The following is a 24,816-nucleotide window of genomic DNA, read 5'->3' on the forward strand; positions in this document are numbered from 1 at the left end:
GAGAAGGTGGACACATGACCGAGTACGAGACCGACCCGCAGCGGCGGCCGGCACCCTCCGACGCCGAGCCGTCGTACCCCACCGCCGAGCTGTCCCGCCGCGAGCCCGGGCAGTCCGACTCCCCGGCCGTCCAGCCATACGCTCCGGCCGTGCCGACCGCCCCCATGCCCCCCTCCGCAGCCACGACTGACGCGCCCGCCTCCCACGCTTCGGGTGCCGCGCCCGCCTCCGCCGCCCCGGTCTCCGGCCCCGGCCCGTACCCGTACGGCGGGTACGCCCCGCCGGCCGCCACCCCGTCCGGCGCGCCGTACCCGGTCGCCGGGCAGCAGCAGCCGGCCGGGCAGTACCCGACGAGCCCCTGGCAGCCCGGGCAGCAGTCCGGCTGGGCCGCGGGGGGCCAGCACGGGCCGGCGACCCCCGAGTACGCCCCGCACGCCGGGACTCCCACGTACCCGGGCGGTCCAGTGCCGCCGCAGCACCCCGGCCAGCAGGTCCCGCAGTGGGCGCAGGGCCCGGCCCCCAAGCCGAGCCGGGTCGCCAAGCTGGCCGGCGCGGGTGTCGCGGTGTTCGCGCTGATGCTCGGCTCCGGTGTCGCCGGTGGCGCGCTCGCGCTCGCCGTGGACGGCGACTCGGGCGGGATCACCCGCACCTACTCCGCCGCGCCGGTGATCAACAGCGCCGACCTGCCGAAGATCGCCGCCGCCGTGCAGGACAGCGTGGTCTCGATCACCACCGGCAGCGGCGAGGGCTCCGGCGTCATTCTCAGCGCCGACGGCTACGTGCTCACGAACAACCACGTGGTGGCCTCCGCCAGCGGCGAAACCCTGCGGGTGATCTTCGCCGACGGCAAGAACGCCGAGGCGAAGATCGTCGGCACCGACCCGAAGACCGACCTGGCCGTGGTGAAGGCCAACGGGGTCAGCGGCCTCAAGGCCGCCAAGTTCGGCGACAGCGACGGCATGCAGGTCGGTGACCAGGTGCTGGCCCTGGGCAGCCCGCTGGGGCTGCAGGGCTCGGTCACCTCGGGCATCGTCAGCGCCCGGGACCGCACGATCCAGGCCGGCGAGGGCCAGCAGCAGAACCCGAGCCAGGGCGTCAGCTCGATCGCCGGGCTGCTCCAGACCGACGCCCCGATCAACCCGGGCAACTCCGGTGGCGCGCTGGTCAACACCCGGGGCGAGGTGATCGGCATCAACACCGCCATCGCCACCTCCGGGCAGAGCACCGGCAACATCGGCGTCGGCTTCGCCATCCCGAGCAACAAGGCCAAGGACGTCGCCGGGAAGCTCCAGCGCGGCGAGAAGGTCAGTCACCCCTCGCTCGGGGTGAGCGTGAGCCCGGCCGAGGACGGCGGCGCGGTGGTCGCGTCCGTCACGCCGGGCAGCGCCGCCGAGAAGGCCGGCCTCCAGCGGGGCGACGTGATCACCAAGTTCGGCGACACCGTGGTCAACGACTCCAACGATCTGGTGGGCGCCGTCCAGGCCGGCAAGGTCGGCGATCGGGTCGAGGTGCAGTACCAGCGAAACGGATCGGCGGCGACGGCAACCGTCACGCTCTCCGAGACGTCGTAACACCAGCAGACCTACCTCCTCCGGGGCGGTGGGTGGCGGAGCCAAGGGGGTTGGCTCCGTCGCCCACCGCCCTCTCCCTGTCCGGCGCGTCCCCCACCCGATCCGGGTGAGCCGGTCTCACCCCCTCGCCGGGCACGGTGACCACGCGCGGGGTGGCGCGGGAGGGGGAACACCATGGACACGGCGACGAGTACCCGGACCGATCCGGAGATCCACCGCGACGTCCTCGCGGAGCTGGACTGGGACCCCCAGGTCCCGCCGACCGTGGTCGGGGTGGCCGTGCTGCACGGCGTGGTCACCCTCACCGGCTCGGTGGACAGCTACGCCCACCGCTGGGCAGCCGTACGGTGCGCCCAGCGGATCCGCGGCGTCCGCGCGGTCGCCGACGACATCGAGGTACGCCCGTCGGACGTCCCCGGGCAGACCGACACCGAGCTGGCCCTCGCGGCCGGGCGGGCCCTGGAATGGGACAGCTTCGTGCCGGCCGAACGGCTGGACGTCACCGCCGCCAACGGGTGGCTGATCCTGCGGGGCGAGGTGGAGTTCGGCTGGCAGCGGCGTACCGCCGAACGGGAGCTGCGCCGGCTGCGGGGCGTGCGCGGGGTGACCAACCTCGTCGAGGTCCGCCCAGCGCGGCGGCCGACCGGCGAACGCGCCCGGCACGACGTACAGCGGGCCGTGTCCCGGATCCTCGGCACCGAGCGGGTACAGGCCCGGGTGCGCGGCGACACCGTGGTCCTCACCGGCGTGGTCCGCTCCTGGTGGCAACGGGACGAGGCGGAACGGATCGCCTGGTCGGCCCCGGGGGTGCGGGCCGTCGACGACCGGCTCGTGGTGGTCGGCTAGGGGCGCGGGCGACCGGCTGATGGGACCGACCCGGGCGGGGCGACCGGCTGGTGGGACCGACCCGGGCGGGGCGACCGGCTGGTGGGACCGACCCGGGCCGGGCGACCGGGGCGGTCCGCCGGGTGCCCGGTTTGACCACCGTTCCAGGCGGGAAAGCGCCGCCGATCACGCGCACTGGGACCAACGGGGAGGACTCGTGGCCGTGAACGACCTGCCATCCGACCGCTCGGGGGAGCACCCGCTGCGGATCGCGATGGTGGTCCCACCGTGGCTGCCCGTGCCACCCCCCGGCTACGGCGGCCTGGAACAGGTGGTCGCCGGGCTGGTGGACGCGCTGGCCGAGCTGGGGCACGCGCTGACGGTCTTCGGGGCCGGCCCGGATCACGGCACCCGGGCCGGATACGTCTCCACCTGCGACAACCTCCAGTACGACCGGCTCGGCGAGTCGCTGCCGGAGCTGGCCCACCTGGCCCACGTCGACCGCCTCGTCGGGTCGGACGACTTCGACCTCGTGCACGACCACACCACCATCGGGCCGCTGGTCGCCGGCCGCCGGGCGGTGCCCACGGTGGCCACGGTGCACGGCAACCCGGTCGGCGAGTACGGCACGGTGCTCGGCAACACCGACCACGGGGTCGGGCTGGTGGCCATCTCACACACCCAGCGCCGGCTGAACCCGGGGCTGCCGTGGGTCGGCACCGTGCACAACGCGCTCGACACCGGGGACGTGCCGCACAAGGCCGTCCCGGGCCGCGGCCCGGTGCTCTGGCTGGCCCGGTTCAGCCCGGACAAGGGCCCCGACGTGGCGATCCGCGCCTGCCGGTCGGCGGGCCTGCCGCTGGTGCTCGCCGGCAAGTGCAACGAGCCCGCCGAGCGCCGGTACTTCGAGCAGGTGGTCGAGCCGATGCTCGACGAGGACGTGACCGTGGTGCTCAACGCGGACCGGGACGCCACCCTGCGGATGCTCGTGGACGCCCTCTGCCTGATCATGCCGATCCAGTGGGAGGAACCGTTCGGCATGGTGATCCTGGAGGCGATGGCGACCGGCACGCCGGTGGTGGCGCTGCGCCGGGGGGCGGTGCCGGAGCTGGTCCGCCCCGGCGTGACCGGTCTGGTCTGCGACCGCCCCGAGGACCTGCCGGGCGCGCTGCGGCAGGCCGGACGGCTGGACCCGGTGGCGTGCGTGGCACACGTGGCGGAGAGCTTCTCCACCTCCCGGATGGCTCTGGGCTACGAGGCGGTGTACCGGGACTTCCTCGGCACCTCCGGGCACGCCGCGACCCGCCGGCCGGTCCCCGTCACCGCCCGCTGACCGGCGTCGCCCCGAGCCCACGCCGCCCGGTCGGGTTGCCCTCGGTCCGACCCCGACGGGTCAGACCCGGGTCACGCCGAGCTGCTCGAAGGCCGTGTCGAGCTGGCGGGCGTACGCCGGGGTGATGCTGCCCTCGCGCCGCCGGTCGGCGACCTTGTCGCGGGCCCGCCGCACCGCGCCGGCCAGGTCGTCCCGGCCGCCCGCGGCGGTGGCGTGGCCGAGCAGGTTGCGCAGGTCCGTGCCGACGTCGGTGCGGATCCCACCGTCGGCCACCCCCGCCTCGATGAGCTGGTCGATCCGGCTGGCCGCCTCGGCCAGGCTTCCGCCGGACGGTGTCGGCGGCGTGGTCGCCGCCGACGGGGTGGGCGGCGTCCGGCCGGGCGGCCGGGTCGGGGCGGTCGCGCTCGGGGCGCTCGGGGACGGATCCGGCGCGGGTGTCGATGCCGCCACCGTCGGGGCGCCCGTCGGGGCGGCCCCGGGCGGCGGCGGGTCCGCGTCCCGGGTCACCGTCGGCAGGAGCAGCGCCAGCCCGGTGACCACCACGACCCCCACCGCGATCACCGGCACCGGCACCGGCCAGCGGCGACGATCCGACCGGGCGCGCCGCCGCCCGCCCTCGCCCGGCGGTGCCACGTCCGGAGTGGACGCGGCCGGCCCGGCGGCGGCCGGCGGCCCGGCGGGCCCGGCGACCGGGGCCGGCGGCGGCTCGGGCGGACCGACGATCGACGGCAGGGTCATGGTCGGGGCGAGCATGGTGGCGGCCTGCGGGTCGGCCGGCAGGAGCTGATCGCGTAGCGCGAGGGCGACCCGGTGGGCGGAGGGCCGGTCCCGCGGCTCCCGGGACAGGCACCGCAGGCAGATACGGGCCACCTCGGTCGGCAGCGCCGGCACCTCCAGCGGGGGCGGGGCGTCGCCGGTTCCCAGCGCCGCGCCGAGCTGCTCCCAGGTGTCCGCCGGGTACGGCACCCGCCCGGTCAGCATCTCGTACAGCAGCACCCCGAGGGAGTAGATGTCGGTGGCGGGCTGCGCCGGCGCCCCGTCCAGCCGCTCCGGGGCGACGTACGCGGGGGTGCCGAAGGTGCCGCCGTCCTCGTCCTCGTCGGGTGCGCCGATGTGGGTGGCGATGCCGAAGTCCAGCACCTTGGCGCCGACCGGCGTCATCATCACGTTGGCCGGGGTGATGTCCCGGTGCACGATGCCGAGTCGGTGCGCCGCGGCCAGCGCCTCCGCCACCTGGGCACCGATCTCGACCGCATCCGGCCAGGGCAGCGGGCCCTCGGTCAGCCGGTACTCCAGCTCCTCCCCGGCGAGCAGCTCCATCACCACGAACGAGGTGATGCTGCCGTCCGGGGCGAGCGCCTCACCGTAGTCGTGCACCGCCGTCACGTGCGGGTGGACGAGCTGGGCGGCGCTGCGCGCCTCCTCGCGGACCATGTCGCGGAACCGGGCGTCCGCCGCCAGCGAGGGGGCGAGCACCTTCAGCGCCACCGTGCGATCCAGCACCTCGTCCCGGGCACGCCAGATGACCGACATGCCGCCGGCGCCGATCTGGTCGATGAGCCGGTACCTGCGGGCCAGCAGCCTTCCGGCGTGCAGTGTTGCCATCACGGAACGCACCTGCCTGGTGTCGGGGCGGTATCAGGTTGCGCGAATGTGTCCAGCGTGTCAACGGCCGTCCGGTTCCACCCGTCCGGCCCGTGGCCGGTGGCAGCTCGGGCGGTGGATGGCCGACAGGACGGGCCGTGCCAGGATGGACGGCATGATCAGCGGTCCGGTGGCGTTCGTGCTCGGCGGCGGGGGAGTCCTCGGTGCGGTCGAGGTGGGCATGCTGCGTGCCCTGTTCCGCGCCGACGTCCAGCCCGACCTGGTGCTCGGCACCTCGATCGGCGCGGTGAACGGCGCGCTGGTCGCCGCCGACCCGACCGAGGCGGTCACCGACCGGCTGGTCCGGCTCTGGGCCTCCCCCGAGGCCAGCGAGGTGTACGGCGACTCGGTGGCCCGGCAGCTTCGCCGCTTCGCCGCCCGCACCCACCTGCACTCGCCCCGGCCGCTGCGCCGGCTGCTGGAGGCGGAACTCGGTGAGGAGACCACATTCGCCGACCTGCGGGTGCCGTTCCGGTGCTGCGCGGCCAACATCGAGCGGGCCGCCGAGCACTGGTTCGACAGCGGGCCGCTGGTGCCCGCCGTGCTCGCCTCCGCCTCGGTGCCGGGGCTGCTGCCGCCCACCGAGATCGGCGGGCAGCACTACATCGACGGCGGGATCGTCAACTCCATCCCGATCGGCGAGGCGGTGGCCGTCGGGGCGCGGCAGATCTTCGTCCTCCAGGTGGGCCGGATCGAGCGGGAGCTGACCCCGCCCAGGCGGCCCTGGGAGATCGCCCAGGTGGCGTTCGAGATCGCCCGCCGGCACCGGTTCGCCCGGGAGATGGCGGCGCTGCCCGAGGGGGTGCAGGTGCACGTGCTGCCGACCGGAGGGCCGGGACCGCGCGAGGACAGCCCGTGGGCGTACCGGGACATGGCGGCGGTGGGGCGGCGGATCAGCCGCGCGTACACCGCCTCCCGCCGCTACCTGGCCACCCACCTGGAACGCTGATGCCGCTGCCACCCCGGTGGGTACGCCGACTGCTGCTGGCACCCGGTGTGGTGCTGCTCGCGGTACTGGTCGTGACCACCCTGCCGGTCTGGGCGTTCGCCGCGCTGGCGCTGTCCCCGCTGGTGCCGGGTCGGCTCCGGCCGCTGCGGCTGCTCTGGATCGGTTGCGTCTACCTGGTCTGGGACGCGGCGGCGCTGCTCGCCCTGTTCGCGCTCTGGCTGGCCTCGGGCTTCGGGGTGTGGAAGGGCACGCCGCCGTTCCAGCGGGCGCACTACGTGCTCGCCGGGTGGTTCCTCCGGGTGCTCTTCTGGCAGGCCCGGTGGACGCTGCGGCTGAGCATCGACGTGGTCGGCACCGACCCGGACACGGCGCTGCCCGGCCGACCCGAGCTGGTGCTCTGCCGGCACGCGGGGCCCGGCGACTCGTTCATCCTGATCCACGCGCTGGTCAACTGGTTCCACCGGGAGCCCCGGATCGTGCTCAAGGACAGCCTCCAGTGGGACCCGGCCATCGACGTGCTGCTCAACCGGCTGCCGAACCGGTTCCTGGCCCCGGCCCGGAACCGGGACGGGTCGGTGGCCGAGCAGATCGGCCATCTCGCCACCGGACTGGACGACAACGACGCGTTCGTGATCTTCCCGGAGGGCGGCAACTTCACCCCGCGCCGCCGGCTGCGGGCCATCGCCCGGCTGCGGTCCCTGGGGCTGGAGCGGATGGCGCTGCGCGCCGAGCGGATGCAGCACGTGCTCGCGCCGCAACCCGGCGGGCTGCTCGCCGCCCTGGACGCCGCCCCGGACGCCGGGGTGATCTTCGTCGCGCACACCGGGCTGGACCGGATGCTCACCGTCGCCGACGTCTGGCGGGAGCTGCCGATGGACAAGCGGATCGTGATGCGGTTCTGGTCCGTGCCGCCGGAGGAGGTTCCCGTCGGCAAGCAGGAGCGCATCGACTGGCTCTTCGACTGGTGGGCGCGGATCGACGAATGGATCGCGGCGCACCACGACGGGGTCGATGCCGCGTAGGGTGCGGTCGTGGAGCAGATCAGCGTGGTGACGACGGTGGTGGACAGCCGCTCCGTCGCGGACGTTCTGGCGGCAGCCGCGGTGGCCGGCCGGCTCGCCGCCTGTGCGCAGGTGGGCGGCCAGGTGGACAGCACCTACTGGTGGCGGTCCGCGGTGGAAACCAGTTCGGAGTGGTCGGTGCTGTTCAAGACCGCGCCGGACCGGGTGAACGCGCTGGTCGACCAGATCCGCGCCACCCACCCGTACGAGGTGCCGGAGATCCTGGTCACCCGGACAGAGAGCGGCAACCCCGACTACGCGGCCTGGGTGCACGAGCAGACCCGTCCCTGAGTACCCGCACTCTGGGCGGGGCGGATCACGGTCGGCATGATGGCCGCGTGGACACCATTGGCTACCCCTGCCCGGGGTGCGGGACCCCCGCCGACCTGCGCGTCGGCTGCCGGCGCTGCGGCCGGCCGCCCGACCCGGCCGCCGCCGAGGTGATCCGGCTCGACCGGGAGATCGTCAGGCTCGCCGGGCGGGCGGAGCAGGCCCGCCGGACGTACCTCGAACTGGCCGGGGCGGTGCGGTCGGCGCAAACCCGCCGGGCGGAGCTGGCGGCCCGGGTGCGGGCGGCGACCCCGGTCGGCGCCCCGCGCCAGGCCGCGCCGCCGCCGGCCGGGCCCGCGGTCGGCCCCGGGCGGCCCGTTCCCGCGCCTGCGGTCGGCCCCGCGCGGCCCGTTCCCGTGCCTGCGGTCGGTCCCGCGCGGCCCGTTCCCGTGCCTGCGGTCGGTCCCGCCGGACCCCTGGCGGTCCCGGCGGTGTGGGGTGCCGGACCGGTGCCGGCCGGGTCGCCCGGACCGGTGCCGCCGCAGCGGCCGGCGCCGGCCGCGCCGGTCGGCGGAGCGGAGGCCTCCACCCGGACGGTGCAGGGGCTGCTCTTCGTCCTCGGCGGCCTGCTGCTCGGCACTGCGGCGGTGGTCTTCACGGCGGTCGCGTGGGCCGCCGTGGGCGTCGTCGGTCGGGCGCTGATCCTGCTCGCCTTCACCGTGCTCGCCCTGGCCGTCCCGCCGCTGCTGGCGCGGCGTGGGCTGCGCGGCACCGCGGAGACCTTCGCCGCGGTGGGCCTGCTGCTGGTGGTGCTCGACGGGTACGCCGCCTGGTCGGTGGACCTGTTCGGGGTGACCGGCTGGTCGGCGGCCCGCTACGCCGCACTGGTCGGGGGGGCCGGCGCGGCGCTGGCGGCCGGCTACGGCCGGCTGACCCGCCTCGCGGTGCCATGGTTCGCGGCGCTGCTCACCGTGCAGCCGGTGTTGCCCCTGCTCGCCGCCCCGGCCCGCCCCTCGGCGGCCGGGTGGACGTTGGTGTTCGTCGGCGTCGCGGGGCTGAACCTGGCCGTGGTCGCCGCCCTGCGCGGCCCGCGTGCGGCGGTCGGCCCCGGGCCGGCGGTGGTGCCGGGTGCATGGGCCGGTCCGGTTCCGGTGGGGGTGCCGGCTGCGGCGACCGGTCCGGTGCTGGCGGGGGGTGCGGGACCGGCGGTCGGGGGGCCGGCGGTGGTGGCGACGGCCGCCGGGGGGGCGGCCGTCGCCGCCGGGCGGGTGCTGGCCTGGCTGGGTCACGGGGTCGCGCTGGCCGTCGCGGCGGGGTGCGCGCTGGTGCCGCTCGCCCTGGGCCGGGTCGCCGGCACGCCGCTGCTGGCCGGAGGGCCGCTGCTGCTGGTGGCCCTGACGCTGCTCGGCGCGGCGCTGGTCGCCGGCGGGCGGTTGTTCCGGGCGATCACGGCCGGGGCGGTGGTGCCGGTGCTCGCCCTGGCGCTGCTCCGGCCGGTGGCGGAGCTGCGGCCGAACCTGCTGACCGTGGCGACGGCGCTGATCGCCCTCGCGCTGGTCGGCGCGGTCCGGCCGCTGCCCCGCCTGGTCGGGCCCGGCCCCCGGGTCGGGGCCCTGGTGGTGGCCACCGGGGCCGCCCACGTCGCCGCGCTGCTCGCGGTCGTGCTCGGCGCGGTCGCGGTGGGCAGGGCGCTGCCGCCGTGGCGGGGCGTCGGCGCCGGTCCGGACCTGTCGTGGGGGTGGCAGGTCCCGGTCGCCGTGGTGCTGGCGGCGGTGGCGCTGGCAGCACTGCTGCCCCGGGTGACGAGGCCGGTCACCGGGGTGGTCGCGGTCGCGTTCGGCACCCTCGCACTCACGGGCGTCGGGCCGGTGCCGTGGCCGGCGGTGCCCGCCGCCGACCTGGTCGTCGGAGCGGCCCTGCTGCTGTACGCGGTCACCAGGGCCCGGCCCTGGTGGGAGGCGCTGGTGGCGGCGGTCGCCGGCGGGGCCCTGATCGGGCACGCACTCCTGGTCGGGCTGGCCACGCCGGCCGGGGAGGCGGTGCTGCTCGGCGCGGTCGTGCTGCTCGGGACGGCGGTCGCCGCCCGGGGCCGCCGGGCAACCGGCGTCGGCCGGGGCGTCGCCGGGGCCGCCCTGGCCGCCGCGCTGCCGGCCTTCCAGGGCATGGTGGCCGTCGCGTGCTTCGCGGCCGGGGCGGCACCCTGGTGGCAGGCGCGGGCGGCCCTGGCCGCCGTCGGGCTGGCGCTGGTCGGCCTGCTCGCCGTTCGCCGCTGGTGGCCCGAGCTGACCGGCTACGCCTCGACCGCCTTCGCCGTCGGGTCCGCGCTGGCCGGGCTGGCGCCGCTGGTCGTACGGGCCGACGAGCCGGTGGCGCTCTACGCCGCGCTGGCGGTGCTGCTGACGGTGCTCGCCGGGCCGGGCGCGCCCCGGGTCGCCGGCCTGGGGCTGCTCGTGGTCGCGCTCCTCGCCGCCGCCCCGGCGGTCGTGGCGACGCTGGTAGCCCCGCACGGCGGGCCGGCCCTGCCCTGGTCCGGCGCGCCAGCCGGCGGAACGATCCCGGGGTCCACCCCGGCCGGCGTGGCCCTGCTCCTGCTCACCTTGGCGGCGGCGTTGGCGGCCCGGTCCCCGCACTTTCCCGGAAAGCGTGGCCATTCGGCGTTCCGTGCGCCCTCTTTCCGTGAAAGTGCGGGGGTTGGCCGGGAGCCGGCCGGGGCGGCGGACGGCGGGGTGGGCGGGGTCGGTGCGTGGCTGTCGGCGGTGCCGTTCGCCGCGGCGGCGCTGCCGGTGCTGCTGGCCGCCGCCGGCACGCCGTGGCCGGTGGTCCCGGCCGTCCTCCTGCTCACCGGGCTGGCCGCCCTGTTGGTCGCCGCGCTCGCCGGGCCCCGGCCGCTGCTCGTCCCCGTCACCGTGCCGGTGGGGCTGGTGGCCACCGCGTTCGGGCTGGCCGGGCTGCTCGCCACCCGCGCCGGCACCCTCGCCGGCCTCGGCGCGCTGGTCGTGGTCGCCACGATGGTCGCCGTCGGGGGCCGGGCGGGTCCGGTCCGGCTGGGCGGGGCCCTGGTGGCGGTCGGCGCGGCGACCGGGTTCGCGGTCACCGCCGCGCTGGCGGCCAGCCTGCCGCTGCGCTCGGCCTCGTTCGCGGTGCTGGCGGTCGCGGTGCTGGTCCTGGCCGCCGCCGCGCTGCCGGCCGGGCGTGACCCCGCCCGGGGCCCGGCGCTGGACGTCGCCGCCCAGGCCGTCGCCCTGCTCGCGGTGCTGCTGGCCGGCGGGTCGCCCCGGCACGCCGCCGCGGTCTGCGTGCTCTGGGGGGTCGCCGTGGGGCTGCGGCTGCTGCGCCGCGGCGAGCCGACCGGGCGGCGGTGGGCGTTCGCGGGCGTCGCCGGGGGCAGCGAGCTGCTCGGCACCTGGCTGCTGCTGGGCGCGGGCGGGGTGGTGCTGCTGGAGGCGTACACCCTGCCGACGGCCGGGGTGGCGCTGGCCGCCGGGGTGGTGGCGCTGCGGACCCGCCCGGGCCTGAACAGCTGGCTCGCGCTCGGGCCGGGGCTGGCCGCCGCGCTGCTGCCCGGCCTGGTGTCGGTGTTGTTCGCGCCGGAGCCGCAGCCCTGGCGGCGGCTGCTGCTCGGGACCGGCGCCCTGGCCGTGGTACTGGCCGGGTCGGCCCGCCGCTGGCAGGCGCCGGTGCTGCTCGGCGGGATCACCCTGGCCCTGCTCGCGCTGCATGAGCTGGTGCGTAGCTGGGACCTGCTGCCCCGCTGGATATTCCTGGCCGTCGGCGGGCTGGCCCTGATCGGCCTGGCCGCCACCTACGAGCGACGCCGACGCGACCTGGCCAGGCTCCGGGCGGTGGTCGGCCGGATGGGGTGAACCCGTCGGCGTTCCGCGCGTGCGGGCACGCGCGTTGAACAGGACGAAGCCGGAGGGAGCGGGGCAGGGCGCAGGGGGCCCGGGCAGGCCGGGGTAGGGCACGCCCTACCCCGGAGACGGGGGTGGCCCGGGTTACCCTGCGCAACCGGTTGCCCGCAGACTTGACGGTAGGGCACGCCGTCCGGCGTGACTCGGTGCGGAGACGCAGGAGCCCAGATGGTGCGTGCAGCGACAGTGGACCGGCCCGCCAGGCGGGGCAGCGACTACGCGGAGTTGTCCCGGCGGATCAGCCAGGCGGGCCTGTTGGACCGCGGGCCAGGCGGGTACGCGGCCCGGATCGTGCTGACCGTGGCGGCCTTCGTCGCCGGCTGGGTGGCGGTGCCGCTGGTCGGCGACTCGTGGTGGCAGCTCGCGGTGGCGGTCGGCCTGGCGGTGGCGACCACCCAGGTGGCGTTCCTCGGGCACGACGCCGGGCACCGGCAGATGTTCCGCCGCCGGGGCCCCAGCGAGGTGGCCGGGCTGCTCGCCGGCAACCTGGCGGTCGGGCTCAGCTACGGCTGGTGGGTCGACAAGCACAACCGCCACCACGCCAACCCGAACCATGAGGACGAGGACCCGGACGTCGGGGCCGGGGCGCTGGTCTGGACGTACGAGCAGGCCGCCGCGACCCGGGGGTTCGGCCGCCGGCTGGCCCGCCGGCAGGCCTGGCTGTTCTTCCCGATGCTGCTGCTGGAAGGGCTCGCCCTGCACGTGGCGAGCGTGCGGGCGCTGGTCGCCCGGGGGCCGGACGGCCGGTACGCGACGCCGATGCGGCACCGGGCCGTCGAGGGGGTGTTGCTCGCGGCGCACGCCGTCGGCTACCTCGGCCTGCTGTTCGCGGTGCTGTCGCCGGGGAAGGCGCTGGCGTTCGTCGCCGTCCACCAGGGCCTGTGGGGGCTCTACATGGGGTGCGCGTTCGCCCCGAACCACAAGGGCATGCCGATGCCGACGGCCGACGACGACCTCGACTTCCTGCGGAAGCAGGTGCTCACCGCGCGCAACGTGCGGGGCGGCCGGTTCATCGACCTCGCGCTCGGCGGGCTGAACTACCAGATCGAGCACCACCTGTTCCCGAACATGCCCCGGGGGAACCTGCGCCGGGCCCGGCCCCTGGTGCGGGCGTACTGCGCCGAGCTCGACCTGCCGTACGCGGAGACGGGGCTGGTCGAGTCGTACCGGCAGGCGCTCGCCCACCTGCACGAGGTGGGGCGCCCGCTGCGCGGCTGAGCCCGGACGCGCGACGGGGCGGCGCCGACCGGTGCCGCCCCGTCCCGGTGCTCCGCCCAGGTCAGCCGCCGAACGCCTTCTTCAGCGACTCCGGCGCCTCTTCGGTCTCGCCGGCCGCGGGCTTCTCGGGCGACACGGTGGCCCCGAAGTCCGAGTACGTGGTGGTCATCTTGCCCAGCGAGGCAAGCAGCACGCTGGTGTCCACGTCCAGCTCGACGAGCCGCCCCTCGGCGTCGGTCCTCGCGGTGAAGGGGACGGCCTTGGCCTTCGCCCCGAGCGCCTTGATGTCCTTGTCGTCGGGGTTGGCCTTGGTGTAGTCCAGCGTGCCGGAGAAGGCGCCCTCGCCGGTCTTCTTCACCTCGACCACGCCACCGATCATCTTCTTGGCGCCGCCCGGGTCGCCGTCGGGCATCAGGTTCAGCTGCCCGTTGGCGCCGAGCTTGGTGGCGTCCATGTGCAGCCACTTCTTGGAGATGCTGTTCGCCTTGAGCCACATGTCGTCGCCGATGGTGACCATGCGGATCTTGCCGCCCTGGGCGCCCAGGTCCAGCGTCATGTCGGCGGACTTGCTCCGCGGGTCCATCAGGCCGCCGCCGTTCATGACCGAGGACTTGATGTCCACCCGGACGCTCTGCTCGTTCAGCTTCAGCGCGGCGGCGGTGAGCTCGGCGAGCGCGTCGGCCGGGGCGCTGGTGGCGGGCGCCGAGCTCGCGCCGGTGTTGCCGTTGCCGGCCGGCGCGTCTCCTCCGTCCTGGTCGCCGCAGCCGGTGAGGCCGAGACCGAGACCGAACGCGGCGACGAGCGCAACCCCCGTGGTTGCCAGCCGTCGAGTGTTCATTGTGGATCACTCCTCGTGAAGGGTGGGCCGGGCGGCGTTGTGTGGCTGCCCGGCCGGGCCGCGGGCCAGCGTAGCGGCCCGGGGCGACAGCCGCTGGTCCGTCAGCGGCCCGTCCGCCCGCCGCCCGGCCTGTCCGCGCAGGTCGGTGAGGGGGTGGGACGAGGTGGTGGGAGAGTCGGTCACCCGGCCCTGCCGGTAGGGTCGGGGCCATGGCAGACGTGCTCACCGCAGAGGCGGTGCGAGACGGGCTGGGCGGCCTGGCGGACTGGACGGGGGACCCGACCGGGATCAGTCGTACCACCGAGCTGGGCAGCTTCCCGGCGGCGATCGCGGTGGTCGACCGGGTCGCCGAGGTGGCCGAGGAGCTGGACCATCACCCCGACATCGACATCCGGTGGCGGACCCTCACTTTCCGCTGCGTCACCCACTCGGCGGGTGGGGTCACCGAACGTGACCTGGAGTTGGCGCGGCGGGTCGACGACATCGTCCGGAGTGCCCGATGAGATTCGAGATCAGCAAGGTGCTCGACGCCATCGAGGGGCGGGTCTGCACCGACCCGTCGCTGGCCCGGGCCGTCCTCGACCTGGCCGAGGTGATCCGGTACCAGAACCTCGACGGCGGCCGGCCGGCGAGCCTGCTGCGGCTCGGCATGGTGATCGACGCGCTCGCCCGCGACCTGGAGGAGGACAGCGTCCCGGTCTACGCGATCGTGCACCGGGCGCTGCTCTCCGACGCCGACCTGACGTCCAACGAGCGGATGGTGGTCCGCCGCTGGGCCGACGACGGCCTGGTGGAGGTGCTCGACAACCCGGGCGACCGGATGCTGGAGGTCGCCGACCTGCTCGGGCTGCCGGTGCTCAGCCGGGCCCGGTTCGACGGCCTGCGCGGCCGGTTCCCGTGGGTGGCCGAGCAGCCCGGCCGGGTGCTTGCCCCGGTGCCCGGCGCGGGCGGGCCGGTGTTCATCGGCCACGTCGGCGGCGGGAACGTGCCCGTCGCCGGCACCCGCTCGGCGACCGGCGCGAAGCTGCTCGCCCGGCAGTGGCGCTGTCCCGAGCCGGGCTGCGCCCTGTTCGGCGGCGGCGGGGGCGGGGGCGCGTTCGCCGACCTGGCCCGGGTGGACCGGGCCCCGTCCGGGCAGCCGCCGCCCACCCTGCGCGGCGGGGTGCCGACCTGCCCACGGCACGGCGCCCGGCTCGGCGACGCCGGGCCGCGCCCGCGTACCGAGGTGCTGGCCGTGCGCGTCGGCGGGCTGATCCGCCGTCGGTTCGTGCTCACCGAGGGGCAGTCGGTGCTGGTCGGGCGTGCGCCGGAGCAGCAGGGCGGGATCGTGCTCGGCCAGTGGCTCAACGACGAGGCGCGGCGCTGGATCAGCCGTGGCCACGTCCGGTTCGAGCTGCGGGTCGGCGAGGTGATCGTCACCGACGTCAGCACCAACGGCTCGGGCATCCGCCCGTCCGGCTCGATGGCCGAGACGGACCGGATTCCGCTGAAGCCGCAGCAGTCCCGGGTGCTCTCCGCCAACGACATGGTCGAGCTGTACCCGGGGGTGCAGATCGGCCGCGCCGACGAGCTTCCGACGGGTGCCCCGTTCACCCCCACCTCGGTGATGGCCGAGGCCCCCACCATGGCGATGCGCCTGCCCCGGCCCTGACCCCGGGCCGCCGGGGCGGGCGGACGACGGCGGGCGCCGGGACCGTGGTCCCGACGCCCGCCGCTGTCGTACGAGAGGATCAGCCGGCCAGCACGGCGGCGAGCTGGGCCACGGCGTGGTCGATCTCCTCGGCGGTGATCACCAGCGGCGGGGCCAGCCGGAGCGTCGAGCCGTGGGTGTCCTTGGCCAGCACGCCCCGTTCCATCAGCCGCTCGCAGGCCTGCCGGCCGGTCATCAGCGTCGGGTCGATGTCCAGGCCGGCCCACAGGCCCCGGCCCCGGACGGCGACCAGCCCCTTGCCGACCAGCGACTGGAGGCCGGCGTGCAGCCGCTCGCCCAGCTCCGCCGAGCGGCGTTGGAACTCGCCGGTGGCCAGCAGCCGGACCACCTCGGTGGCGACGGCGCAGGCCAGCGGGTTGCCGCCGAAGGTGGAGCCGTGCTGGCCCGGCTTCAGCACCCCCAGCACGTCGGCGTTCGCGGCGACCGCGGAGACCGGCACGATGCCGCCGCCGAGCGCCTTGCCCAGCAGGTACATGTCGGGCACCACGCCCTCGTGCTCGCAGGCGAAGGTGGTGCCCGTCCGGCCCAGGCCGGACTGGATCTCGTCGGCGACGAAGAGCACGTTGCGCTCGGTGCAGACCCGGCGCACGCCCGGCAGGTAGCCCTCCGGCGGCACCACCACGCCCTGCTCGCCCTGGATCGGCTCCAGCAGCACGGCGACGGTGTTCTCGTCGACGGCGGCGGCCAGCGCGTCCAGGTCGCCGTACGGGACGACCGTGAAGCCCGGGGTGTACGGCCCGAAGTCCGCGCGCGCGTCGGAGTCGGTGGAGAAGCTGACGATGGTGGTGGTGCGGCCGTGGAAGTTCCCCTCGGCCACCACGATGTTCGCCTGCCCGGCCGGCACGCCCTTGACCTGGTAGCCCCACTTTCGGGCCACCTTGATCCCGGTCTCCACCGCCTCGGCGCCGGTGTTCATCGGCAGCACCAGGTCCTTGCCGCACAGCTCGGCCAGCTCGCGGCAGAAGTCGGCGAACTGGTCGTGGACGAACGCCCTGCTGGTCAGGGTCAGCTTGTCGAGCTGCGCGTGCGCGGCGGCGATGAGCCGGGGGTGCCGGTGGCCGAAGTTGAGGGCCGAGTAGCCGGCGAGGCAGTCCAGGTAGCGCCGGTCGTCCACGTCGGTGAGCCAAACCCCCTCGGCGGAGGTGATCACCACCGGCAGGGGGTGGTAGTTGTGCGCGGTGAAGCGCTCCGCGTCCCGGACCGCGCCCGGCGTCCGCAGCCTGTCATCCACGATCAATTGCTCGCCTTTCCCTGACGGAGCCGCAACGTGCAGCACTTCGGTCCACCGCCGGCCTTGCGCAGCTCGGACAGGTCGACACCGATGGTCTCGTAGCCCCGGTCGCGCAGCTTCGCGGCCAGGTCGGTGGCCTGCGCGGGCAGCACCACGTGCCGCCCGTCGCCGACCGCGTTCAGGCCCAGCACCTCGGCGTCGGCCATGGTGGCGTGGACCGCGTCCGGGAAGAGCCGGCGCAGCGCGGCCTGGCTGCCGGGCGAGAACGCCTCCGGCAGGTACGCCACGGTGCGCTCGTCCAGCACCGTGAGCGCGGTGTCCAGGTGGTAGAAGCGCGGGTCGACGAGCTGCATGGTGACCACGGGGTAGCCGAACACCTCCTGCAGCTGGGCGTGCGAGGCGTGCGCGGTGCGGAACCCGGTGCCGGCCAGTAGCACGTCGCCGGCCAGCAGGACGTCGCCCTCGCCCTCGTTGACGTGCTTCGGGTCGTACATCTCGAAGCCGGCGGCCTCGAACCAGGCCCGGTAGGCGGGGGCCTCGTCGGCGCGCTGTGGGTCGCGGAACTGCACGGCCATCGCCCGGCCGTCGATCACGGTGCCGCCGTTGGCGGCGAAGACCATGTCGGGCAGGCCGGGCAGCGGGGTGATCTCCTCGACCGTGTGGCCCAGCTCGCGGTAGATCCCGCGCAGCTCCTCCCACTGCCGGATCGCCAGGTCGGCGTCGACCGGCGCGGTGGGGTCCATCCACGGGTTGATCGCGTAGTCGACGGCGAAGTACGTCGGCCGGCACATCAGCAAGCGCTGGCTGGTGGCGTCCATCGTCATTGTCCTGCTCCCAGGGGTCGGGCGCGCCCCGGCCACCTTCGGCCCACGGGGCTGGCGCCGTGGCCCAACGGTATGCGGCCGGCGGCAACGACATCCACCGGTGGAGCTTGCGTCGACCGACTGATCATTGCGTATAGCAGGACCCGCCCGACGATTCGTTGCGCAGACTCACTCCTCGGTCAGCACTCGCCCCGGCCGTGGGCGGGTCGAGGCCGGACGTGCTTCGGGGGGCGGCGAACCGCCGCCCCCCGAAAGAGGATGTGCCCGGCTGGTGAACCACCAGACTGGTCGGGCTGGGCCGGCGAACCGCCGGCGGAGTTCAAACTGCCCGTCAGAACCGGTCGACAAACTGTGAGTCGAGCCACTCACGGAGCCGTTGCACCCAGTCGCCGTCCGTGGTCGGCCAGTCGAACTGGCCGGTCATCGCCAGCACGCCGAGGACCACGGCGGCGATGCCGAAGGCCATGCCGAGCAGGGCGTCGGTCTTGCCGGCGATGTGCCGGCGCCGGGTGGCGAGCAGGCCGAACACGGACAGCACCCCGCCGAGCACGCCGACCGCGATGCCGTACCCGGCGAGGGTCCCGGTTAGCACGGCGAGCGCCCCGGCGACGCCGACGATCAGGCCGAGGGTGGCGAGCAGGCTCGCGCGCGGCTTCGGCCCGACCGCGACCGGCTCCGGCCGGGTCTCGCCGTCGGTGCGGTCCACCGGTGCCGGCCGCGCGGCGGTGTGGTCCCGGCCCGCGGGCTGCCCGACCGTGGGGTCGGCCGGCAGCGGTCGTTCGGCGGTGCGGTCCCGGTCGAGGTCGAGGTCCGGCTCCTTCGTGGGGGAGCCGGTCGTGGTGGGGGCGGCCGTCGCGGTGGACGGGCCGGTGGTCGGCCGCTTGGCCTCGCCGTCCGGGGTGCGGGCGGTGGCCGCGCGGGCGGTCGCGGCGCGGGCGCGGGCTCCCCGCTCCGCGGCCTGTCGCTCCGCGTCCGAGGCCCGCTCGCCGTCGCTGGCGGTCGTGCCGCTGCGGTACGTCGCCTGCTCGTCGCCGCGGTCGGTGAGCACCGGCGGCCCGGCGAGGCGGCTGCCGGTGTCCGTCGCGACGGCCCGCTCGAACCCGTCGACGTGGCCGTCGCCGTTGCTGTCGGAAGTCGTCGTCGCCGGCTCGCTCCGGCGCGACAACAGCGAAGGAATCTTCACCTCATCACCTCCTGGTCAGTGCGTGGAGGCCTGGGAAGCGCCAGCGGCAGCCACGCGGTACGCCCCCGAGGTACCCAACCGCCGAGCCGCCGACACCCCGTCGCCGGTGGGGACCGGCCCGCCCTCGACGCCCACGCCGCCCAGTCGGCGGGTGCCGCCGTGCGTCCTGTGGAGCTGATGTCGACAACGGATCGGCCGCCCGGCGGTCGGAGGCGGCGGATGGTTCGGTGGGTGGAGGCGGTGGTCGTCAGCGCGCCCGGCGGGTGGGGAGCTACCGTTGCGGGCGTGCCAGAGGGACACACCATTCACCGCCTCGCCGCCCGGCACGCCGAGTTGTTCGCCGGCGACAAGGTGCAGGCCGCCAGCCCGCAGGGCCGCTTCGCCGAGGGCGCGGCCCGGCTGTCCGGCACCGTCCTGGACGACACCGAGGCGTACGGCAAGCACCTGCTGCACCACTACGCGCACGAGTTGACCCTGCACGTGCACCTCGGCCTGTACGGCAGGTTCGCCGACGGGCCGGGCGAGCCGCCGCCGCCCGTCGGTCAGGTGCGGCTGCGACTGACCAGCGACGCGTACTGGCTGGACCTGCGCGGCCCCACCGCCTGCGAGCTGCTCACCCCGCCCGAGGTGGCGGCGCTGCGCCACCGGCTCGGCCCCGACCCGCTGCGCGCCGACGCCGACCCGTCCCGCGCGTACGCCCGGATCTCCCGCAGCCCGACCCCGCTCGCGGCGCTGCTGCTCGACCAGTCGGTGGTGGCCGGCACGGGGTTGATCTTCGTCACCGAGGCGCTGTTCCGGGCCGGCCTGCCGCCGCTGCTGCCCGGCCGGGCGCTGACCCCGACGCTCTGGCGGGAGCTGTGGGCGGACCTGGTGGACCTGATGACCCGGGCCGTCGAGGTGGGCCGGATCGACACCGTCCGGGACGTCCACCTGCCGGAGGCCACCGGCCGGGCGCCCCGGGTGGACCGGCACGGCGGCGAGGTGTACGTCTACCGGCGCCCCGGCCAGCCCTGCCACGTCTGCGGCGACGAGGTGCGCCGGGGCACCCTGGCCGGCCGCAACCTCTACTGGTGCCCCACCTGCCAGCGCTGACCGGCCCAGGTCCGCGAGTCAGCCCGGTCCCGCGAGCCAGCGGGCCGTCTCGATCTGGTGGCCGAACACCGCGTCCCCGGCGACGCTCCAGGCCAGGGTGTGCCCGATCGCCCAGCCCCGGACCCGCTCGGCGTCCAGGCCCAGCTCGGCGGCGAGCCGGCCCAGCCGGTGCCGCACCGCCGCCGGGGAGTGGCCGAGCTCCGGCCCTCGGACGATCGCCACCGCCCCGAACTCGCGCTCGCCGGCCAGCGGCTTCGGGTCGATCACCAGCCACGGTTCCCGGGTGGACCGCAGCACGTTGCCGGCGTGCAGGTCCTGGTTCACCAACACCTGCTCGCCCTGCGTGCCGACCAGCTCGGCGAGCCGGCCGAGCGCGGCGTCCAGCAGCCGCCGCTCGTACGGCCGGCCGGCCCGTTCCCAGTCCGCCGGCATCTGCTCGATCCAGCCCGCCGCCTCCTCGGCCAGCGGGGTGAACGGCGCGCCGGCCGGCCGCCAGAGCCGGGGCAGCAGCCCGGCGACCACGTCCAGCGCCTCGTCCGGCGCCACGGCGTGCAGCGGCGTGCCCGGGTCGCAGCGCTCCACCAGCAGCGCCCGCCGGCCCGGGTCGTGCCCGAGCAGCCGGACCGCCCCGTCGCCCGCCCAGCGCGACAGCGCGGTGGCCTCGTGCTCGCTGTCGGCGTCCGGGTACTGGATCTTGAGCACCGCCCGGGTGCCGTCGGGCAGCTCGGCCGGCAACGCCAGCGAGGCGAACGCGGACGGGAACGGCGGGCCGGACAGCCGCAGCCCCCACCCGTCGACGCACTCCGCCACCCGGTCCGGCAGCGCCGCGAGCCAGGCCCGGCCGGCCGGTTCGCGTTCGGCCCAGCGCAGCCCTTCGGGGATTTCCAGCCGCACGCCCATCGGCCCATCCTCGGCCAGGCCGGTCGGTCGGCACCACCGGTTATTGCCGGCCGCCGCCTGGAGCGGGAAGACCCCGCTCAGCGCAGCCGGCGGATGTCGCCGTACGCCCGGTAGAAGCCGCCCCGGCCCGCCGGGCGGACCTCGGTGATCAGGTAGCGCGCCCCCGCCTCGCGGATGCCCTTGGGGAACTGCACCGACCAGTCGCGGTGGTAGCCGTCGGAGAGGACGTGGACGCGCAGCCGGCCGCCCTCGTCGACGCACTGCACCACCACGCCGCCCCGCTCCTCGGTGGCGACCTCCACCGTGGTCCAGGCCGCCGGCTCGGGCAGCCGGGCCGGGGCCTTGACGTCCACCACCTCCGGCACGCTGCCCGCCTCGGCGGCCCGGATCGCCGGCTCGCTCGCGTCGACGCAGGCCAGATAGCCCGAAGTGGTGACCACGTAGAGCCGCTGGTCGTGGTACTGCATGGAGTACGCCGAGCCGCAGCCGGTGCCGAGCTTCCACAGCCGGTTGCCGGCCGCGTCGAAGCAGTAGATCGAGGACTGGTTGTCGCCGGCGAAGACGTACCGGCCGTCCTCGGCGGTGGCGCAGGAGAAGACCGCGGCGTCGCAGCGGTACGTCTGCTCGGCGCGCCCGTCCTTGCGCAGCCGCACCACCTCGCGGGTGCCGGTGCCGGCGAAGACGGCGTCGCGCTCCTGCCAGCCGAAGAGCACCGACCCGGTGCGGGTGTGCCACAGCTCCCGCCCGGTGCGCCAGTCGTAGCCGGTCACCCCCTGGGAGTGGCCCTGGTAGAGCGCGTCGGCGTCGCAGCGGACCATCCACCCGCCCCGGCCGCGCCCCGGCCGCCGCCAGAGGAACTCGTCCTCGTGGTCGATCGCGGCGATCCCGCCGCCGGCGTCGGAGACGCCCAGCAACCCGTCGTGGATGTCCAGCCAGTAGATGTCGATGTCCGGGGCGATCGCGTACGCCGCCCGGGGCACCTTGCCGGAGAGGTCGTAGACGTTGCCGTCGTCGCAGCCCGCGTAGATCCAGGCGTCGTCGGCGACGATGCACTTCACCCCGTCGGGGAGCCGGACCTGGTTGAGCAGCCGGGCGTCGTGGTCGAGGGTGGTGATCACCCCGTGCTCGTTGCCGACCATGCAGTGCCGCCCGTCGACGAAGATGCCGAACGCGGGCGCGCCCGAGGCGTACCGCCACAGCACCGGGGCGGTACGGGCGGTCGAGCGGGTGCTGACGATCGCACGGCGGGAGACCGACCGCTTCTGGCGGGCGCCGGGCACCGCCGGGGCGTACCCCTTGCGGACCTTTTCGCCGATCTTCTTCGCGGCGGCGGCGCGGGCGCGGCCGTTGTCCGGGTAGGCCGTGGTCTTCACCTGGCCCTGGTCGCCGATCCGGCCGTAGCGCACGGTCAGCGCGGTGTCGTCCACCACCACCTCGTAGAACTTGTGCGCCGCACCGTCCGATTCGGACAGTTCGAGGTAGGTCGTCTCCTGCGACATGGGATCGCCTTTCGGGGGGAAGAGCGCCGGACCCGGCACCGCGACAGCGCGCCCACGCTAACCGCTCCCCCCGACAGATTCGGGCTATCCCCGGCTGCGGTCGAGGGCGTCGACGGCCTTGCGGGCCGCGATCAGCACCGGGTCCCAGACCGGAGCGTACGGCGGGGCGTAGCCGAGGTCGAGGGCGGTCATCTCGTCCACCGTCATGCCGTTCCACAGTGCCACGGCCAGGGTGTCGATCCGCTTGGCGGCCTCCGACCAGCCGACGATCTGCGCGCCGAGCAGCCGCCCGCTGGGGCGCTCGGCGATCAGCTTCACCGTCATCGGCCGCGCCCCCGGGTAGTACCCGGCCCGGTTCGTCGACTCGGCCACCACCGAGACGAACTCGAAGCCGCTGGCCGTGGCGTCCCGCTCGCGAAGGCCGGTGCGCCCCACCTCCAGCTCGCAGACCTTCGTCACGGCCGTGCCGATCACCCCGGGGAAGGTCGCGTATCCGCCACCGAGGTTGATTCCGGCGACCCGGCCCTGCTTGTTGGCGTGGGTGCCGAGCGGGACGTGCACCGGCAGGCCGCTGACCAGGTGCAGGCTCTCCACGCAGTCGCCGGCCGCCCACACCCCCGGCGCCCCGACCACCCGCATCCGCCGGTCCACCCGGATCCCACCGGAGGGGCCGACCGGCAGGCCGGCGGCCTCGGCGAGGGCGGTGTTGGGGCGTACCCCCAGGCCCAGGACCACGACATCGGCCGGCAGCGGCCCGTCGTCGGTGACCACCGCGGACACCCGGCCGTCGCGCTGGTCGAGCCCGGTGACCCCCACGCCGGTACGGATGTCGATGCCGATGCCGCGCATGGCCGTCGCGACGAGAGCGGCCATGTCCGGGTCGACGGTCGCCATCGGCTGGTCGGCCTTCTCGACCAGGGTGACCGACAGCCCGCGCTGGACCAGCGCCTCGGCCATCTCCACCCCGATGTAGCCGCCGCCGACCACCACCGCCCGCCGGGGCGTCGGGTCGCCGTCCAGCCAGTCGCGCAGGGCCCCGGCGTCGTCGAGGGTCTGCACGCCGAAGACGCCGCCCATGTCCGTGTCGGCCCAGCCGGGTGTCGTCGGCTCCGCTCCGGCGGCGTACATCAGGTCGTCGAACCGCTCGCGGACCTCGCCGCCGCGGTCGAGATCACGGGCGACCACCTCCCGGCGGTCCAGGTCGATCGCGGTGACCTCGTGTCGCAGCCGGACGTCGATGTCGAACTCGTCGCGGAAGGTGGCCGGGGCGCGGGCGACGAGCTGGTCCCGCTCCGTGACCAGCCCGCTGATCCAGTACGGGATGCCGCACGCCGAGTACGAGGTGTGGTGCCCCCGCTCGAAGGCCACGATCTCCAGGTCCGACCGGTCGCGGCGACGCCGTGCCTGGGAGGCCGCCGCCATGCCGGCGGCGTCCCCGCCGATGACGATCAACCGTTGCGCCACGTCGACCATCCTGTCACGCCACGCCCCCCGCGGAGCCCGTCCCGCCGCGCCGCCCACCCGACCCCGCCGCGCCCGACCGCCCGTGCGGTCGGGCGCTCAGCCACGGGTCTGGCGGGCCACGTCCCGCACCACGTCGACCAGGTTTCCGGTGCGGGAGAAGACCGCCCGCTGCCGGGCCGCCCCGGTGCCGTGCCGGCGCAGCCCACCGAGCAGGTCGGTCACCTCGGCCAGGTCGCCGTGCCGCTCCAACTCGGGGCGGAGCCGCTCGACGAGCCGGTCCAGCAGCTCCCACGCCGGGCGCAGCTCGCCGTCGGTCAGGTCCACCCCGTCGCCCTCCAGCCCGTCGTGGGCGGCCCGCCAGTGCGCGGCGACCAGCAGGTGGTGGTCGGTGCGCACCGGCGGCCGGCCCTCGGCGACGTCGGTCATCGCGCTGGCCACCAGGGCCCGGACCAGGGCGGCGATCAGCACGGCATCGTCCACCGACGGGCAGACGTCGCCGATGCGGAGCTCCACCGTCGGGTACTTGGCCGACAGCCGGGCGTACCAGTAGAGCATCCCCTCGTCGAGCATCACGCCGCTGGCGATGAGCTGCCGGATCAGCCGCTCGTAGTGCTCGTGCGACTCCAGGTACGGCGTCGGCGCCACCGACGGCCACCGCTCCCACTCCACAGATCGCCAGCTCGCGTAGCCGGTGTCCACGCCGGCCGAGAACGGGGAATTGACCGTCGCGGCGTGCAGGATCGGCAGCCAGGGCCGGACGTGGTTGAGCACCTGCACGCCGGTCTCGGGGTCCGGCACCCCGACGTGCACGTGCATGCCGTTGTTGCCGGGGCCGGGCACCAGCAGCCGGAACCGCTCGATCATCCGGTCGAAGCGGGGCTTGTCGACCACCGGCGGGACCGGCCCGTCGACCGGGCCGGTGCCGATGGCCAGCACCCGTACGCCGGCCCGCTCGGCCGCCTCGGACAGCGCCCGGCGCAGCACCCCCAGGGAGTGCCGGATCGACGACAGCTCCAGTCCCGGCGGGCTGCCGATCTCGATCTGGCTCGTCTGGAACTCGCGCTCGACCTGGCCGCGCAGCTCGGCCGGCACCTGCTCCATCACCAGGTCGACGGCCGGCACGGCGGCGCCGGTGTGCGGGTCGACGAGCAGGAACTCCTCCTCGACACCGACGGTGAGCAGGTCGGTGCCGCCCGGGGCCACGTTCGGTTCCCGCTGCACCACTGAACCGCTCATCGTCCTCACCGTCCGTTTCCGTGCCGGCCGCGGCGCTGTGCCGCGACGTGACCGGC

General features: G+C 75.6%; 21 protein-coding genes. 11 read left to right on the top strand and 10 right to left on the bottom strand.

All coding sequences use genetic code 11. The features are described from left to right. Positions 1–14 precede the first annotated feature (14 nt). From ACH4T9_RS08905 to ACH4T9_RS08915, 3 genes are all read left to right on the top strand, one after another. The gene (locus tag ACH4T9_RS08905) at positions 15–1,571 is read left to right on the top strand and encodes a trypsin-like peptidase domain-containing protein (RefSeq protein ID WP_396670124.1); all 1,557 of its coding nucleotides are present in this window, start codon (positions 15–17) and stop codon (positions 1,569–1,571) included. A gap of 174 nt (positions 1,572–1,745) precedes the next feature. Continuing rightward, the gene (locus ACH4T9_RS08910; RefSeq protein ID WP_396670123.1) at positions 1,746–2,417 is read left to right on the top strand and encodes a BON domain-containing protein; all 672 of its coding nucleotides are present in this window, start codon (positions 1,746–1,748) and stop codon (positions 2,415–2,417) included. 253 nt (positions 2,418–2,670) lie between these two features. Continuing rightward, positions 2,671–3,729, top strand: a complete 1,059-nt coding sequence (locus ACH4T9_RS08915) for a glycosyltransferase (RefSeq protein ID WP_396670731.1) — start codon at positions 2,671–2,673, stop codon at positions 3,727–3,729. 60 nt (positions 3,730–3,789) lie between these two features. Here ACH4T9_RS08915 and ACH4T9_RS08920 read toward each other — a convergent pair whose 3' ends face one another. Next, positions 3,790–5,334 carry a serine/threonine-protein kinase gene (locus ACH4T9_RS08920; protein WP_396670122.1) on the bottom strand — a complete coding sequence of 515 codons (1,545 nt, stop codon included), beginning with the start codon at positions 5,332–5,334 and terminating at the stop codon, positions 3,790–3,792. A 154-nt stretch (positions 5,335–5,488) separates the two neighbouring features. Here ACH4T9_RS08920 and ACH4T9_RS08925 point away from each other — a divergent pair, with 154 nt between their 5' ends. From ACH4T9_RS08925 to ACH4T9_RS08945, 5 genes are all read left to right on the top strand, one after another. Beyond that, complete coding sequence (locus tag ACH4T9_RS08925; protein ID WP_396670121.1) at positions 5,489–6,322, top strand: patatin-like phospholipase family protein; 834 nt, start codon at positions 5,489–5,491, stop codon at positions 6,320–6,322. After that, the gene (locus ACH4T9_RS08930; protein ID WP_396670120.1) at positions 6,322–7,344 is read left to right on the top strand and encodes a 1-acyl-sn-glycerol-3-phosphate acyltransferase; all 1,023 of its coding nucleotides are present in this window, start codon (positions 6,322–6,324) and stop codon (positions 7,342–7,344) included. Before ACH4T9_RS08925 ends, ACH4T9_RS08930 begins: the two co-directional genes overlap by 1 nt. A gap of 9 nt (positions 7,345–7,353) precedes the next feature. Next, positions 7,354–7,674, top strand: coding sequence for a divalent-cation tolerance protein CutA (cutA, locus tag ACH4T9_RS08935; protein WP_350886905.1), 321 nt, complete (start codon positions 7,354–7,356; stop codon positions 7,672–7,674). Positions 7,675–7,721: 47 nt separating this feature from the next. Beyond that, complete coding sequence (locus ACH4T9_RS08940) at positions 7,722–11,516, top strand: SCO7613 C-terminal domain-containing membrane protein (RefSeq protein ID WP_396670119.1); 3,795 nt, start codon at positions 7,722–7,724, stop codon at positions 11,514–11,516. A 216-nt stretch (positions 11,517–11,732) separates the two neighbouring features. Then, a complete protein-coding gene (locus ACH4T9_RS08945) occupies positions 11,733–12,782 on the top strand; it encodes a fatty acid desaturase family protein (RefSeq protein ID WP_396670118.1) in 1,050 nt (349 codons plus the stop codon). A 61-nt stretch (positions 12,783–12,843) separates the two neighbouring features. Here the strand turns inward: ACH4T9_RS08945 and ACH4T9_RS08950 are convergent, their stop codons facing one another. Together ACH4T9_RS08950 and ACH4T9_RS08955 are read right to left on the bottom strand one after the other, a co-directional pair. Continuing rightward, positions 12,844–13,620, bottom strand: a complete 777-nt coding sequence (locus tag ACH4T9_RS08950; RefSeq protein ID WP_396670117.1) for a hypothetical protein — start codon at positions 13,618–13,620, stop codon at positions 12,844–12,846. Positions 13,621–13,626: 6 nt separating this feature from the next. Continuing rightward, a complete protein-coding gene (locus ACH4T9_RS08955) occupies positions 13,627–13,803 on the bottom strand; it encodes a hypothetical protein (RefSeq protein WP_396670116.1) in 177 nt (58 codons plus the stop codon). Positions 13,804–13,829: 26 nt separating this feature from the next. Here ACH4T9_RS08955 and ACH4T9_RS08960 point away from each other — a divergent pair, with 26 nt between their 5' ends. Together ACH4T9_RS08960 and ACH4T9_RS08965 are read left to right on the top strand one after the other, a co-directional pair. Then, on the top strand, positions 13,830–14,123 hold the full coding sequence (locus tag ACH4T9_RS08960; RefSeq protein WP_396670115.1) for a 4a-hydroxytetrahydrobiopterin dehydratase: 294 nt from the start codon (positions 13,830–13,832) through the stop codon (positions 14,121–14,123). After that, positions 14,120–15,271, top strand: a complete 1,152-nt coding sequence (locus ACH4T9_RS08965; RefSeq protein ID WP_396670114.1) for an FHA domain-containing protein — start codon at positions 14,120–14,122, stop codon at positions 15,269–15,271. The genes ACH4T9_RS08960 and ACH4T9_RS08965 overlap by 4 nt, the downstream gene beginning before the upstream one ends. 79 nt (positions 15,272–15,350) lie before the next feature. On the opposite strand, the gene rocD is transcribed toward ACH4T9_RS08965, so the two are convergent. From rocD to ACH4T9_RS08980, 3 genes are all read right to left on the bottom strand, one after another. Continuing rightward, positions 15,351–16,565: an ornithine--oxo-acid transaminase gene (gene rocD, locus ACH4T9_RS08970; RefSeq protein WP_396670730.1), complete on the bottom strand. Its 1,215-nt coding sequence runs from the start codon at positions 16,563–16,565 to the stop codon at positions 15,351–15,353. Further along, the gene (ddaH, locus tag ACH4T9_RS08975) at positions 16,565–17,380 is read right to left on the bottom strand and encodes a dimethylargininase (protein WP_396670729.1); all 816 of its coding nucleotides are present in this window, start codon (positions 17,378–17,380) and stop codon (positions 16,565–16,567) included. Before ddaH ends, rocD begins: the two co-directional genes overlap by 1 nt. A gap of 337 nt (positions 17,381–17,717) precedes the next feature. Continuing rightward, complete coding sequence (locus ACH4T9_RS08980) at positions 17,718–18,569, bottom strand: thrombospondin (RefSeq protein WP_396670113.1); 852 nt, start codon at positions 18,567–18,569, stop codon at positions 17,718–17,720. 285 nt (positions 18,570–18,854) lie between these two features. On the opposite strand from ACH4T9_RS08980, the gene ACH4T9_RS08985 reads away from it, so the two are divergent. Next, positions 18,855–19,661: an Fpg/Nei family DNA glycosylase gene (locus ACH4T9_RS08985; RefSeq protein WP_396670112.1), complete on the top strand. Its 807-nt coding sequence runs from the start codon at positions 18,855–18,857 to the stop codon at positions 19,659–19,661. An 18-nt stretch (positions 19,662–19,679) separates the two neighbouring features. Here ACH4T9_RS08985 and ACH4T9_RS08990 read toward each other — a convergent pair whose 3' ends face one another. From ACH4T9_RS08990 to ACH4T9_RS09005, 4 genes are all read right to left on the bottom strand, one after another. Next, positions 19,680–20,561 (bottom strand): aminoglycoside phosphotransferase family protein, encoded by an 882-nt coding sequence (locus ACH4T9_RS08990; RefSeq protein ID WP_396670111.1) that lies wholly within the window; start codon positions 20,559–20,561, stop codon positions 19,680–19,682. A 77-nt stretch (positions 20,562–20,638) separates the two neighbouring features. Then, positions 20,639–22,060 carry a WGR domain-containing protein gene (locus tag ACH4T9_RS08995; protein WP_396670110.1) on the bottom strand — a complete coding sequence of 474 codons (1,422 nt, stop codon included), beginning with the start codon at positions 22,058–22,060 and terminating at the stop codon, positions 20,639–20,641. 84 nt (positions 22,061–22,144) lie between these two features. Beyond that, positions 22,145–23,524, bottom strand: a complete 1,380-nt coding sequence (locus ACH4T9_RS09000) for an FAD-dependent oxidoreductase (protein WP_396670109.1) — start codon at positions 23,522–23,524, stop codon at positions 22,145–22,147. A 96-nt stretch (positions 23,525–23,620) separates the two neighbouring features. Next, complete coding sequence (locus ACH4T9_RS09005; protein WP_396670108.1) at positions 23,621–24,769, bottom strand: glutamate--cysteine ligase; 1,149 nt, start codon at positions 24,767–24,769, stop codon at positions 23,621–23,623. Between the last annotated feature and the right edge of the window lie 47 nt (positions 24,770–24,816).

Source organism: Micromonospora sp. NPDC020750 (assembly GCF_044334565.1).
GTDB lineage: Bacteria > Actinomycetota > Actinomycetes > Mycobacteriales > Micromonosporaceae > Micromonospora.